The sequence below is a fragment of the Paludibacterium paludis genome, assembly GCF_018802605.1.
GTDB classification, from domain to species: Bacteria; Pseudomonadota; Gammaproteobacteria; order Burkholderiales; family Chromobacteriaceae; genus Paludibacterium; species Paludibacterium paludis.
In genome coordinates, this window is the sequence record NZ_CP069161.1 from 3,098,729 (window position 1) to 3,111,436 (window position 12,708).

The following is a 12,708-nucleotide window of genomic DNA, read 5'->3' on the forward strand; positions in this document are numbered from 1 at the left end:
ATAACGGATCGGTAAGGCGGACGACGTCGCGTGACGACCGCCTCTATGGTGATAAGGCGAACCGCCGACACCCGGTGTTAAATGCGCGGGAACGTGAAAAATCACATCCCGGCCCAATCAAGAAAAACGGCCGGAGGACGCCCCCGGCCGTTTTCGTTCCGCGACTCGCGCGGGATTACTGCATCAGCGACATGACGAGCTGGTTCATGGAACCGCTTTGTTTGAGCATCGCGGTGCCGGCCTGCATCAGCATCTGCTTGGAGGTCTGGTTCGCGGTTTCGCTCGCGTAGTCGGTGTCCATGATGCGGCTGCGCGCCACCGTGGTGTTGGTGGTCATGTTCGACAGGTTGTTGTAGGTGTGCTCCATGCGATTGGAGTAGGCACCCAGCGCCGCGCGCAGCGTGCCGATGGAATCGATCGCGTCGTTCAGCGTCTTGATGTTGGTGTTGGCGTCCGAAGCGGTCTTCACTTCCGCGCCGGCGGCCGGGGAGGCGCCGAACTGTTTCGAGATAGCGCTCAGCTTGCCGTCCAGATCCGTGATGTTGGCCTTGACGTCGACGGTCAGCTTTTCGCCTTGCGAGGCGCCGATCTGGAAGTCGACCGTGTCCTTGAGCTTGCCGTTGGTCTTGTCCAGCAGTACTTGGCCGGCGAAGGCGGTGTTCTTGACGATGTTGTTCAGCTCGCTGCCCAGCGCGTCGTACTCGGCCTGCATGGCGAGGCGGTCGTCGTCGTTGGCCGCGCCCGAGGCGGATTCGGTCGCCAGGTCCTTCATGCGCAGCACGATATTGGACACTTCGCTCAGCGCGCCTTCGGCGGTCTGCATCAGGCTGATGCCGTTCTGCGTGTTCTTCATCGCCACGGTCATGCCGCGCGTTTGCGCTTCCATGCGGGTGGCGATCTGCAGACCGGCGGCGTCGTCGGACGCGGAGTTGATGCGGAAACCCGTGCCCAGGCGGGTCATCGAGGTGGTCAGGGAATTCTGCGTGGCGTTCATGTTGCGCTGGGTGTTCAGCGCCGCCACGTTGGTTTGCAGACTCAGCATGCGGCATGCTCCTTGGTGTGATAGCGGATCGACCGGGCGGCCGCCATCATGGACAGCCGCCTCTACCGTAACAAGGCGGACCACCGCCCCATCCGGTTAAGTCTGTCGGGATGTGAAAAATCACACCGCGCGCCCACAACGAAAAAACGGCCGGAGGACGCCCCCGGCCGTTTTCGTTCCGCGACTCGCGCGGGATTACTGCATCAGCGACATGACGAGCTGGTTCATGGAACCGCTTTGCTTGAGCATCGCGGTGCCGGCCTGCATCAGCATCTGCTTGGAGGTCTGGTTCGCCGTTTCGCTCGCGTAGTCGGTGTCCATGATGCGGCTGCGCGCCACCGTGGTGTTGGTGGTCATGTTCGACAGGTTGTTGTAGGTGTGCTCCATGCGGTTGGAGTAAGCACCCAGCGACGCGCGCAGCGTGCCGACCGCGTCGACAGCGTCGCTCAGCGTCTTGATGCTGGCATTGGCCTTGGCGCTGTCCGCTACGTCATCGCCGGTCGCCGCGGAGTACACTTTGGACGCGGCCTTTAGCTTGGTGTCCAGCGTGGTGATGTTGGCGCTGACATCGACGGTCAGCTTTTCGCTTTGCGAGGCGCCGATCTGGAAATCAACCGCGGCCTTGAGCTTGCCCGCGCCCGGATCCAGCAGCGTCTGGCCGGCGAAGGCGGTGTTCTTGATGATGTTGCCCAGCTCGCCGCCCAGCGCGTCGTACTCGGCCTGCATCGCCTTGCGGTCGTCGTCGTTGGCCGCGCCCGAGGCGGATTCGGTCGCCAGGTCCTTCATGCGCAGCAGGATGTTCGACACTTCGCTCAGCGCGCCTTCGGCGGTCTGCATCAGGCTGATGCCGTTCTGGGTGTTCTTCATCGCCACGGTCATGCCGCGCGTTTGCGCTTCCATGCGGGTGGCGATCTGCAGACCCGCCGCGTCGTCCGACGCCGAGTTGATGCGGAAACCCGTGCCCAGGCGGGTCATCGAGGTGGTCAGGGAATTCTGCGTGGCGTTCATGTTGCGCTGGGTGTTCAGCGCCGCCACGTTGGTTTGCAGACTCAGCATGCGGCATGCTCCTTGGTGTGAATAGCGGATCGACCGGGCGACCACCATCATGGACGATCGCCTCTAACCGGATAAGGCGGACCATCGCCGCGCAGAATTAAGCGTCCCCGAGTGTGAAAAATTACATCCCGCGCAAAAAACAGGGCCGGCCCGGCGACCCGCGCCGGACCGGCCCTGCCGATCCTTGTACCAATGGAGCCGTGATGGCTTACTGCATCAGCGACATGACGAGCTGGTTCATGGAACCGCTTTGCTTCAGCATCGCGGTGCCGGCCTGCATCAGCATCTGCTTGGAGGTCTGGTTCGCGGTTTCGCTCGCGTAGTCGGTGTCCATGATGCGGCTGCGCGCCACCGTGGTGTTGGTGGTCATGTTCGACAGGTTGTTGTAGGTGTGCTCCATGCGGTTGGAGTAAGCACCCAGCGACGCGCGCAGCGTGCCGACCGCGTCGATCGCCTCGTTCAGCGACTTGATGCTGGCGTTGGCCTTGGTGCTGTCCTTGACCTCTTCGGGCGTGCCCGTGCCGGCATAGGTCTTGGAGGCGGCGGTCAGCTTGGTATCCAGATCGGTGATGTTGGTTTTGACATTGACGGTGAGTTTTTCGCTTTGCGACGCGCCGATCTGGAAGTCGACGGCGCTGGCCAGCTTGCCGGAGCTCTTCTCCAGCAGCACTTGGCCGGCGAAGGCGGTGTTCTTGATGATGTTGCCCAGCTCGCCGCCCAGCGCGTCGAACTCGGCCTGCATCGCCAGCCGGTCGGAATCATTGGCCGCGCCCGAGGCGGACTCGGTCGCCAGGTCCTTCATGCGCAGCAGGATGTTCGACACTTCGCTCAGCGCGCCTTCGGCGGTCTGCATCAGGCTGATGCCGTTCTGCGTGTTCTTCATCGCCACGGTCATGCCGCGCGTTTGCGCTTCCATGCGGGTGGCGATCTGCAGGCCCGCCGCGTCGTCCGACGCCGAGTTGATGCGGAAACCGGTGCCCAGGCGGGTCATCGAGGTGGTCAGGGAGTTCTGCGTGGCGTTCATGTTGCGCTGGGTGTTCAGCGCGGCCACGTTGGTTTGCAAACTCAACATAGTGGATTCGATCCTGAAATGACGGCTATCACTGACATTCGCGCCGCGGCGACTGTCTCCACCATGACAAAGCGACCACCGCATCGCATGACTTAATCAAAAAGAATGTGAAATTTACCATTAAACTCATTTGCTATATGAGAAATAGTTCCTCTTGACGAAAATTTACATTTAACGCATCCACATTCAGAGCCCACAACGGTTTTGCCAATACGGCGAGCGCTTTGTACAATCGGCAGGTCACTCCACGAGGTATTCGTCCGATGCGCCATTGATGCCGCCGTCCTTCGACGGCCCGCCTCCACCCGTCCCCCGAGCACAGGGGGAGTTTCCGGCATCCGAAACTGGAGCAACGCATGGCCCATCCCCTCCTGACTCTGGAAGACGTATCGTTCATCCTGCCCGACGGCACTGTGCTGTTTTCGGGACTCTCCGAGCAATTCGACAGCCGGCGCACCGGTCTTGTCGGCCGCAACGGCATCGGCAAGAGCGTGCTCGCGCAACTGCTCGCCGACGTGCTCCCGCCCTCCTCCGGGCGCTACCTGCGCATCGGCACGACGCATTACCTCGCGCAACGCATCACCCCGGCCGATCATGACACGGTGGCCGATCTTGCCGGTACGGGCGCCATTCTCGATGCGCTCGAACGCATCGAAGCGGGCGGCACGGACACAGCGGACTTCGCGACGCTCGACGGTCGGTGGGACATCCGCCAGCGGCTGGAACGGATGCTGGCCGAACTGGATCTCCCGCATCTTCACCCGCGCAGCCTGGCGAGCCGCCTGAGCGGCGGCGAGGCCATGCGCGTGGCGCTGGCCGGCGCGCTACTCTCGGACGCCGATTTCCTGATTCTCGACGAGCCCACCAATCACCTCGATATCTTGCAACGCCAGAAACTCGCCGAAGGGCTCGCGCGCTGGCCCAAGGGGCTGCTGGTGATCAGTCACGACCGGACGTTGCTGGACACGATGTCGCGCACCGTCGAACTGTCGGCGCAGGGTCTGCGAAGCTATGGCGGCGCCTATTCGTTTTACCAGGAATGCAAGACGCAGGAGCGGGATGCCGCCGTCCGGCATCTCGAACAGTGCCGGCACGAGCGCAAACAGGAAGAGACGGCGCTGCGCGAGGAGCGCGAACGCCTGGCGCAACGGCAGGCCAAGGGACGGCGTCTGGGGCAAGAGGCCAATCAGGCAAACATCCTCCTCGGCCGGCAAAAGGAGCGCAGCGAACAGTCCGCCGGGAAACTCCGCCAGCGCCAGGAAGCGGCAAGGGAAGCGATGGCGCGGCAGATCCGGGAGGCCGCGAGCCGGCTGGACGAGGAAACGGCAATCGCGTTGCTCGCCCCCGATAGCGCTATCGCGCCGCAACAGCGCGTCGTGACGCTCGACGGGCTTGTGTTGCCGTTCGCGCCAGCCGCCATGCAACGCCTCAGCCTGTTTCTCGCCGGACCGCGCCGCGTGGGCATCGTCGGGCCGAACGGCTGCGGCAAGACCACGCTCCTCAAGGTGCTGGCCGGCCATCTCGCGCCACTTGGCGGTGTGTGCGAACGCCATGTCGAATGCGCGGTGCTCGACCAGCAACTGACCAGCCTCGATCCGTCCCGCCCGGTGCTCGCGCAGTTGCTGGACGCCAACCCGCGAGCAGGGGAAGCCGCGCTGCGCACGCGTCTGGCGCAACTCGGACTGGGTGCCGGGGCCATCGTCCGGCCAAGCGGCTCGCTCAGCGGCGGAGAGCGCCTGAAAGCGGCGCTGGCCCTCGCGCTGTATGCCGCGCCGCCCGCGCGCCTGCTGTTGCTCGATGAGCCGGGCAACCATCTCGATCTTGACGCCCTGCGTTCGCTGGAAACCATGCTGGGGCAATTTCGCGGCGCCTTGCTGGTGGTGTCGCACGATGAAGCGTTCCTCGGCCGGATCGGCCTCACCGACCGTCTGCGGGCGACACCGGACGGCTGGCGGCTGGAGCCCTGGCCCGACCGGGTTCCCGAATAAAAAACGGCCGGAGGACGCCCCCGGCCGTTTTGCTTGCGCGACTCGCGCGGGATTACTGCATCAGCGACATGACGAGCTGGTTCATGGAACCGCTTTGTTTGAGCATCGCGGTACCGGCCTGCATCAGCATTTGCTTGGAGGTCTGGTTAGCGGTTTCGCTCGCGTAGTCGGTGTCCATGATGCGGCTGCGCGCCACCGTGGTGTTGGTGGTCATGTTCGACAGGTTGTTGTAGGTGTGCTCCATACGGTTGGAGTAAGCACCCAGCGCCGCGCGCAGCGTGCCGATGGTGTCGATCGCCGCATTCAGGGTAGCGATGTTGGTGTTGGCATCGGTAGCGGTCTTCACTTCTGCGCCGGCGGCCGGGGAGGCGCCGAACTGTTTGGACACGGCGGCCAGCTTGGTATCCAGGTCGCCGATGGCGGTGGTCACGTCAACCGTCAGCTTTTCGTCTTTCGACGCGCCGATCTGGAAGTCGACCTTGTCCTTCAGCTTGCCGTTGGCCTTGTCCAGCAATACCTGGCCGGCGAAGGCGGTGTTCTTGACGATGTTGTTCAGCTCGCTGCCCAGCGCGTCGTACTCGGCCTGCATCGCCTTGCGGTCGTCGTCGTTGGCCGCGCCCGAGGCGGATTCGGTCGCCAGGTCCTTCATGCGCAGCACGATGTTCGACACTTCGCTCAGCGCGCCTTCGGCGGTCTGCATCAGGCTGATGCCGTTCTGCGTGTTCTTCATCGCCACGGTCATGCCGCGCGTTTGCGCTTCCATGCGGGTAGCGATCTGCAGGCCCGCCGCGTCGTCGGCGGCCGAGTTGATACGGAAGCCCGTGCCCAGGCGGGTCATCGAGGTGGTCAGGGAGTTCTGCGTGGCGTTCATGTTGCGCTGGGTGTTCAGCGCGGCCACGTTGGTTTGCAGACTCAGCATGCGGCATGCTCCTTGGTGTGAATAGCGGATCGAAAGGGCGGCCGCCGTTACGGATAACCGCCTCTACCGTAACAAGGCGGACCGCGACCCCATCCGGTTAAATCCCACCGAACGTGAAAAATCACACTACTGTCAAGAACAAGGCCGGCCCGGCGACCCGCGCCGGACCGGCCTTGCCGATCCTCGCAACCTAAAGAGCCGTGACGGCTTACTGCATCAGCGACATGACGAGCTGGTTCATGGAACCGCTTTGTTTGAGCATCGCGGTGCCGGCCTGCATCAGCATCTGCTTGGAGGTCTGGTTCGCGGTTTCGCTCGCGTAGTCGGTGTCCATGATGCGGCTGCGCGCCACCGTGGTGTTGGTGGTCATGTTCGACAGGTTGTTGTAGGTGTGCTCCATGCGGTTGGAGTAAGCACCCAGCGCCGCGCGCAGCGAACCGATGGTGTCGATTGCTGTATTCAGCGTGGCGAGCTTGCCGTTGGCATCGGAGGCCTTGACGATTTCGGTGCCAAGGCTGCTGGCCGGGGCCGGAGCCGGCGGCGGAGCCGGGGGCGTCGCCGGCGCATCGGCGAACTTGGCGGTGATGTCCTTCAGCGCCTTGTCCAGATTACCGATGGCGGCGCTGACATCGACGGTCAGCTTTTCGCCTTGCGAGGCGCCGATCTGGAAGTCGACCGTGCCCTTGAGCTTGCCGTTGGCCTTGTCCAGCAGCACTTGCCCTGCGAAGGCGGTGTTCTTGACGATGTTGTTCAGCTCACTGCCCAGCGCGTCGTACTCGGCCTGCATCGCCTTGCGGTCGTCGTCGTTGGCCGCGCCCGAGGCGGACTCGGTCGCCAGGTCCTTCATGCGCAGCACGATGTTCGACACTTCGCTCAGCGCGCCTTCGGCCGTCTGCATCAGGCTGATGCCGTTCTGCGTGTTCTTCATCGCCACGGTCATGCCGCGCGTTTGCGCTTCCATGCGGGTGGCGATCTGCAGGCCCGCCGCGTCGTCGGCGGCCGAGTTGATGCGGAAGCCCGTGCCCAGGCGGGTCATCGAAGTGGTCAGGGAATTCTGCGTGGCGTTCATGTTGCGCTGGGTGTTCAGCGCGGCCACGTTGGTTTGCAGACTCAACATAGGGATCGTTTCCTGAAAATCACGGCAAACAATGACATTCGCGCATGGCGACTGTCTCCTTAACAGGAAGGGCGACAGCGCCGGATCAGGACTTAATTTATTTTGAATGTGAAATTTACCAATTTACTTACAATGCATAATCGAAATAGTTTCACTTAACATTTGTACACACATTTTCCTTCACATAAAGATTTGTTTTCGGGGGCGTTTCTTCTGTTTGTCCCGCGATCCCGGGCTATGCATTCCTGCTAGAATGGCCGTATCCAAGACCGCCGACAGGAAACCTCCGCCCATGAACGCCGGATTTGCCCACAGCCATTACGGGTCCGACCAGGCGGGCCTGATCTGCAGCTTCCTGTTCCGGCCCGATACCCCGGGCAGCGAGATCGACCACGCCGGGGCGGCGCGCTGGCTCGCCGGCGAAGACGGGGAGAACGGCAGTTTTTTGTGGCTGCACTTCAACCTGAGCAATACCGCCAGCCTCAAATGGATGCAGCAGCATCTCGTCCTTCCGGATAGCTTCTACGACGCGCTGCACGAGGGATCGCGCTCGACCCGGATCGAGCACCAGGACGACGAACTGATCGCGGTGGTCAACGATGTGGCCTTCAATTTCACCACCGCGTCCACCGACATTTCCACGATGTGGGGTTGCACCAACCAGCGCCTGCTGGTGACCGCGCGCCTCAAACCGCTGCGCTCCGTGGACAAGCTGCGCGCCGCGGTGCGGCGCAAGGAACGTTTCCGCTCGCCGCTCGAACTTCTGGTGCATTTATTGAGGGATCAGGCCGACGTGCTGGCGCTGATCACCCGGGAATCGAACGGCACGGTGGACTCCGTGGAAGACCAGTTGCTGATGCAGCGCCTGCAGACCAGCCGCGCCGATCTGGGCTCCTTGCGGCGGGAGCTGGTGCGGCTGCAGCGCCTGCTCGCGCCCGAGCCGGGCGCCCTGTTCCGCCTCTTGAACCGCCCTCCCCTCTGGCTGGCGGACGAGGATGTGCAGGATCTTCAGCAGGCGACCGAGGAGTTTTCCCTGGTGCTCAACGATCTGAGCTCACTGGTCGAACGCATCAAATTGCTGCAGGAAGAGATCGCCGCCAAGCTCAGCGAGCAGACCAACCGGACGCTGTTCACGTTGACCATGGTCACGGTGCTGGCGCTGCCGATCAATATCGTGGCGGGTTTTTTCGGGATGAATGTCGGCGGGGTGCCGCTCGCGCAGCACCCTCACGGCTTCTGGGTGCTGGTCGTGCTGGTGGCGACCTTCACGCTCATCGCCGGTGTCTGGGCGTTTCGCAAGAACCGCGACATGGTGTGAACGCTAAAGAGGGGGCGGAGGCCGGCGGCGCGGCGCCGGCGACGGGTCAGGCGTAGATCCGGTCCAGATCGCTGGCATAGACGCGGATGGCGCTGCGGTAGGCCTTGATCGTTTCGTCACAGGAGGTGTCGGCCAGCGCGCCGAGCAGCAAGGCCATGGCTTCGTGATGACGTCCGAGGTTGTAACCCGCCATGGCGCCGAACACCACGAATTCCTGTGCGTCGGGATAACGCTCCCGGCCGCGCGCCAGGATGTCCCAAGCCTCTTGGTAGCGGCCCAGATTGCGGTAGCTGCTGCCCAGTCCGAGCAGGCACTCCCTCTCGAGTTCCGGCGACAGACCCTGCGCGATGGCCCGCTCGTAAAACGGTACCGCCTCTTCCTCGCGGCCGAGGAAATCATGCACGAACGCGGCCTGCGCCTGCACCTGCGCGTCTCCGGGCTCTTCGCCGGCCAGTTTGACCAGCGCGCACAGCGCTTCTTCGTGGCAACCGCGGCCACGCAGTGTCAGCGCGGCTTCCAGAGTTTGAATGGCTCCCATGATATCGACTCCTGCAACAGCTGATCCCAAGTCAGCTCATAAGTACGCCACGCAAGGGGCTGCGCCGCGGATTATTTCTGCTTATCCATTAAGACGTTCCCGAAAGCCGGGCTTCCCAGGCCGCCTTTTATTAATTAAAGAATCATGATGCGCGAAAAGCATTCCATCAATCAATGTCATTATTTCGCACAACGGATGGGCAAAAAAACCTGAACTTTCTTACGGGTAGGAAGTCTGCCGCTCCCCTTGCAGCCATGCTCCAGCCAACGGCCTTCACCTCCCCGAACAAATAATTACCCATTCAGCATAGGCCATGCAAATATTACGTCAATACAAAACTACACAAAAACCTATCCTGATAATCTTCCGGTATAAATACTCACTAACCGTGTAGGGTTATTAATCCCGGCCCGAACTAATATACCCAAATTAACCAATTAAACTACTATGTATATCTACATAGTATTGATGTTATTTTTGCAAAAGAGAGACACCGGAACCCTCGGCGATACAGTCCGGACCACGTTTGGCGGTGAATAACCCGCGACCATGTGAATATTCACACAACCTGCATGACTGTCGCCGGCTCGATACGAACACCGCGATCCACTGACGCAGCAGGACGAGCGGTTTGCCTTTCGCCCGAGACCCGCCCTTCCCTGACACGCAAGGATGACATATCCGGCGAGGATCGCCAGTGGGGATGGTTGTCACTGTGGTTTTAACGGGAGGAGCCATGGCGGGACGGGCGCGCCGTCGGCGAACCGCAACCACCCGACAAGAAAAAAGCCCGTAAATCCTGAGATTTACGGGCTTTGTTCTGGAGGCGGGGGTCGGAATCGAACCGGCGTCCACGGCTTTGCAGGCCGCTGCATAACCACTCTGCCACCCCGCCAGGGACTGGCGCCGCATGCTTTTCGCACCCGGCTTTATTCTGTTGCGCAAGACACGCTATCGCGCAGTCTTTGACACCGCTGTGTCTCTCTCGCGTTTCAGAGAGTCACCCACTATAGACACTTTCCCCCGACGCGTCAACACACCGCGCAACAATTTTCACATGGCACCCGCCACCGCGGGCACAAGCGCAGAGCGGAGGATCCGCGTCAGTCGCGCGGCGCCGTCCGGTCCAGGCGCAGCACGATCGGCAGGCGCAGGCCGGCCGGAGGCGGCGCGCCCACCGGTTGCCCCAGCAGCAGGCCTTGCAAGCCGCGGGCCAGCACGGCATCGGCGGGCTCGCGCAAGGCGAATCCGGAAACCATACCGTTCTGGTCGACCCACACTCTGGCCACCACGGACCAGTCGGCCCGGCCAGCCGCGCCGGTCTCGTCAGCGGACAGCACCTGTTCGATCCGGGCGCGAACATGACCCGCATAGGCGATCCAGCTTGGTGGCACATCGCCCGGCGGAGGGTCGGCCAGCGCAGGCGACGCGCCGCCCAGCCCCAGACCGAGCATGCCGCCAGCGACAACATGCCGGGCCCGCAGACCGAGACCGCGCAACACCCGGCCCAGCGCATTCAGGGAAGACATTCGCCCCCCTCCTTTACGGTTTCGCCGCCGGCGGGGCCGCACGGCCCAAAATGCGTTTCAGGGCGTCGCTATCCACCTTGACGCCAGAACCGCCGGCCAGCCGCTCAAGGTAGGCGCGGGCCAGCTCGCCCTGGCGCTCCTGGCGCAGGCGCGCCTTCAGCACGTCACGGATCTCGTCCAGCGTCACCGACTGGGCTTCCCGCCGTTCGACCAGTTTGAGCACGTGCAGGCCGGCGGCGGACTGCACCGGCTCGGAAACCTGCCCCGGTTTCAGGCTGACGACCACCGGACGCACTTCGGGCAGCAGTTGGTCCAGCGTCACCCAGCCGGTATCGGCCAGCGCGGGTTTCGCGCTCTTGTCGAATTCCCCCGCCAGCCGGGCGAAATCGGCTTTGGGCTGGCGCGCCTTCCTCAGGGCGTCCGCAACGTTTTTGCGCGCCGCCGCCAGGGCGGCCGCGTCGCCGGCCGGCGCGGGAATGAAGACCTGGTTCACGCGGTAAGCGGCCGGCTTGAACAGCCCGCCCTTGAGCCGCTGATAAGCCTCGCTCAGTTCGCTGTCGGACGGGTAGTCGGCCGGCGCCTGGCTGACCGACGCGAGGTAGGTACGCGCCACGACCTCCCGGGTCAGGGCGTCGATCTGGGCGGCGACCTCGGGCCGCTTGCTCCACTGTTTCGCCCCGGCCTCGGCCAACAGCAACTGATCGGCGAGCCGGGTGCGGGCCCATTGCTCAAGGAGCGCCGGATTGGCGGCCAATTGCTCGCGCTGCGCGGCCGGCAACGACAGCACCAGGGTTTCGGCTTCCTGGCGTGAGACCGACGCGGAACCGGCCGTCGCGACGGCATTGTCCGCCGCCAGCGCGAAGGGCGCGAGCAGCGCCAGCAACACGCAGCCCCCCGTCAGCGCGCGACGCATGCCAGGGCGGGTCGTTCCCGTCATTGCGCCAGCTCCTCCGCGACCCCGGACGGCTCGCCCGCGTCGCCGCCCTCCGGCCGGGCCTGCGAGGTGGAGTAGTCGCGCAGGAACAGGATCAGCTCCTGCAGCAAGCGGTCCCACAGTTCGGTGGTCGCCCGCAGATAGGTCTCGCTGACACCGCCGGCCACGACCACGTCCATTTCCAGCACCAGAAAACCGCTTTGGCGGGTCAGGCGCGCGAAGCGCTTGCCAAGATTCCAGTTGTCGGCGAGGTCGGAGGGCAGATCGCCTTGCACCTGCAGCGGGCAACTGAGGGTGTAGTCGATGAATTCGCCCTCGTCCCGGGCCGGATTGCCCGGGCGAACCGAGAAGCCGATGCCCTGCGAGGCGCTAAGGAGCTGGCGCAGACCGCCCTGCTCGGAAACCGTGACGCGGTAGCCCATCGTCTGGAAGAGTCCTTGCAGACGCTCAACACTCATTGCCTGAATCATCGTTGTTTCTGTCATCGTCTTTCCTGCATTTCCTGAGGGTGAAAAGGGGGGCGGGCCGCCATGGCCCTTATTGCCCCTGTTTGGCGCCCGGCGGCGTACCGGCGCCGACCTGGCTTTGATAGAGGCGGTCGCCGAACGCCTGGGTCTGTTCGTCGAACAGCACCCTGGCGCGTCCGGAGAATGGCTGGCGCAGCGCCAGCAGACTGCCCGTGCCGAAGGCCTCGTAGGCGCTCAGCAGTTCGCGTCCGGCCTGGTACATGTCCCGGTTCCTCGCCGTGCAGGCCTGGTACTCGCCGTCCCGCTCGGCCAGCCGGGCCTTGAGCGTATCGACATCCTTCTGCAAGGCGGCCGTCCGCTGCGACAGCGTCTGGAACTCGGCCTGCGCCTTCTGCGCCGCTTCGCGACTCGTGCTCACCTGCAGCTGCGCCTGGCGGCGCACCGCGTTCTGGTCGCCCTCCAGACGCCCGGCGCGCTTGCGCTCCGCATCGAGCTGCGGGCGCAGCGACGCCAGTTCCTGCCGCGCGGCGTCACGCTCCGCCTCGGCCGCCGCCCGGGCGGCCGCGAGCTGGGCTTGCTGGCCCTGAAGGTCCTGCAGTTGCTGGGCGGTGGCGCGCAACTGCGAGCGCAGGCGCTCCTCGGCGCTTTGCGCCGAAGCGGCCGCGGGCAGCGCGAGGATCAGCGCGGCGGCCCAGCCGGCGGCGGTTCGAAAAGTCTGCGTCATGAGC

The 12,708-nt window shown here is 63.7% G+C and carries 12 protein-coding genes and 1 tRNA gene; 2 read left to right on the plus strand and 11 right to left on the minus strand.

The genetic code is table 11. The features are described 5' to 3' along the window. Window positions 1–175: 175 nt before the first annotated feature. From JNO50_RS14195 to JNO50_RS14205, 3 genes are all read right to left on the minus strand, one after another. A complete protein-coding gene (locus JNO50_RS14195; protein WP_189530541.1) occupies window positions 176–1,042 on the minus strand; it encodes a flagellin N-terminal helical domain-containing protein in 867 nt (288 codons plus the stop codon). A 195-nt stretch (window positions 1,043–1,237) separates the two neighbouring features. After that, a complete protein-coding gene (locus tag JNO50_RS14200; RefSeq protein ID WP_189530539.1) occupies window positions 1,238–2,098 on the minus strand; it encodes a flagellin N-terminal helical domain-containing protein in 861 nt (286 codons plus the stop codon). 208 nt (window positions 2,099–2,306) lie between these two features. After that, window positions 2,307–3,170 (minus strand): flagellin N-terminal helical domain-containing protein, encoded by an 864-nt coding sequence (locus JNO50_RS14205; RefSeq protein ID WP_189530537.1) that lies wholly within the window; start codon window positions 3,168–3,170, stop codon window positions 2,307–2,309. A 356-nt stretch (window positions 3,171–3,526) separates the two neighbouring features. Here JNO50_RS14205 and JNO50_RS14210 point away from each other — a divergent pair, with 356 nt between their 5' ends. Then, the gene (locus tag JNO50_RS14210) at window positions 3,527–5,158 is read left to right on the plus strand and encodes an ABC-F family ATP-binding cassette domain-containing protein (RefSeq protein ID WP_189530536.1); all 1,632 of its coding nucleotides are present in this window, start codon (window positions 3,527–3,529) and stop codon (window positions 5,156–5,158) included. A 52-nt stretch (window positions 5,159–5,210) separates the two neighbouring features. On the opposite strand, the gene JNO50_RS14215 is transcribed toward JNO50_RS14210, so the two are convergent. After that, window positions 5,211–6,077: a flagellin N-terminal helical domain-containing protein gene (locus JNO50_RS14215; RefSeq protein ID WP_189530534.1), complete on the minus strand. Its 867-nt coding sequence runs from the start codon at window positions 6,075–6,077 to the stop codon at window positions 5,211–5,213. 208 nt (window positions 6,078–6,285) lie between these two features. Continuing rightward, window positions 6,286–7,194, minus strand: coding sequence for a flagellin N-terminal helical domain-containing protein (locus JNO50_RS14220; protein ID WP_189530532.1), 909 nt, complete (start codon window positions 7,192–7,194; stop codon window positions 6,286–6,288). A gap of 292 nt (window positions 7,195–7,486) precedes the next feature. On the opposite strand from JNO50_RS14220, the gene JNO50_RS14225 reads away from it, so the two are divergent. Continuing rightward, complete coding sequence (locus JNO50_RS14225) at window positions 7,487–8,512, plus strand: transporter (RefSeq protein ID WP_189530530.1); 1,026 nt, start codon at window positions 7,487–7,489, stop codon at window positions 8,510–8,512. A gap of 46 nt (window positions 8,513–8,558) precedes the next feature. Here the strand turns inward: JNO50_RS14225 and JNO50_RS14230 are convergent, their stop codons facing one another. The 6 genes from JNO50_RS14230 to JNO50_RS14255 all read right to left on the minus strand — a co-directional run bounded on the left by JNO50_RS14230 (window position 8,559) and on the right by JNO50_RS14255 (window position 12,704). Then, the gene (locus JNO50_RS14230; RefSeq protein WP_189530528.1) at window positions 8,559–9,050 is read right to left on the minus strand and encodes a tetratricopeptide repeat protein; all 492 of its coding nucleotides are present in this window, start codon (window positions 9,048–9,050) and stop codon (window positions 8,559–8,561) included. Window positions 9,051–9,871: 821 nt separating this feature from the next. Continuing rightward, window positions 9,872–9,945, minus strand: a tRNA-Cys gene (locus JNO50_RS14235). Window positions 9,946–10,153: 208 nt separating this feature from the next. Next, window positions 10,154–10,579 (minus strand): hypothetical protein, encoded by a 426-nt coding sequence (locus JNO50_RS14240; RefSeq protein ID WP_189530526.1) that lies wholly within the window; start codon window positions 10,577–10,579, stop codon window positions 10,154–10,156. 13 nt (window positions 10,580–10,592) lie between these two features. Continuing rightward, on the minus strand, window positions 10,593–11,516 hold the full coding sequence (locus JNO50_RS14245) for a peptidylprolyl isomerase (protein ID WP_189530524.1): 924 nt from the start codon (window positions 11,514–11,516) through the stop codon (window positions 10,593–10,595). Then, entirely contained in the window at window positions 11,513–11,998 is a 486-nt protein-coding gene (locus JNO50_RS14250; protein WP_189530522.1) for a YbjN domain-containing protein, read from the minus strand. The genes JNO50_RS14245 and JNO50_RS14250 overlap by 4 nt, the downstream gene beginning before the upstream one ends. 52 nt (window positions 11,999–12,050) lie before the next feature. Then, window positions 12,051–12,704: a hypothetical protein gene (locus JNO50_RS14255; RefSeq protein ID WP_215796383.1), complete on the minus strand. Its 654-nt coding sequence runs from the start codon at window positions 12,702–12,704 to the stop codon at window positions 12,051–12,053. Window positions 12,705–12,708: the final 4 nt, after the last annotated feature.

What these genes read in the sequence shown, in the direction of transcription:
- JNO50_RS14245 (WP_189530524.1), bottom strand. Translation starts at nt 11,516, where the DNA reads ATGACGGGAACGACCCGCCCTGGCATGCGTCGCGCGCTGACGGGGGGC.
- JNO50_RS14205 (WP_189530537.1), bottom strand. Translation starts at nt 3,170, where the DNA reads ATGTTGAGTTTGCAAACCAACGTGGCCGCGCTGAACACCCAGCGCAAC.
- JNO50_RS14230 (WP_189530528.1), bottom strand. Translation starts at nt 9,050, where the DNA reads ATGGGAGCCATTCAAACTCTGGAAGCCGCGCTGACACTGCGTGGCCGC.
- JNO50_RS14215 (WP_189530534.1), bottom strand. Translation starts at nt 6,077, where the DNA reads ATGCTGAGTCTGCAAACCAACGTGGCCGCGCTGAACACCCAGCGCAAC.
- JNO50_RS14250 (WP_189530522.1), bottom strand. Translation starts at nt 11,998, where the DNA reads ATGACAGAAACAACGATGATTCAGGCAATGAGTGTTGAGCGTCTGCAA.
- JNO50_RS14225 (WP_189530530.1), top strand. Translation starts at nt 7,487, where the DNA reads ATGAACGCCGGATTTGCCCACAGCCATTACGGGTCCGACCAGGCGGGC.
- JNO50_RS14210 (WP_189530536.1), top strand. Translation starts at nt 3,527, where the DNA reads ATGGCCCATCCCCTCCTGACTCTGGAAGACGTATCGTTCATCCTGCCC.
- JNO50_RS14200 (WP_189530539.1), bottom strand. Translation starts at nt 2,098, where the DNA reads ATGCTGAGTCTGCAAACCAACGTGGCGGCGCTGAACACCCAGCGCAAC.
- JNO50_RS14195 (WP_189530541.1), bottom strand. Translation starts at nt 1,042, where the DNA reads ATGCTGAGTCTGCAAACCAACGTGGCGGCGCTGAACACCCAGCGCAAC.
- JNO50_RS14220 (WP_189530532.1), bottom strand. Translation starts at nt 7,194, where the DNA reads ATGTTGAGTCTGCAAACCAACGTGGCCGCGCTGAACACCCAGCGCAAC.
- JNO50_RS14255 (WP_215796383.1), bottom strand. Translation starts at nt 12,704, where the DNA reads ATGACGCAGACTTTTCGAACCGCCGCCGGCTGGGCCGCCGCGCTGATC.
- JNO50_RS14240 (WP_189530526.1), bottom strand. Translation starts at nt 10,579, where the DNA reads ATGTCTTCCCTGAATGCGCTGGGCCGGGTGTTGCGCGGTCTCGGTCTG.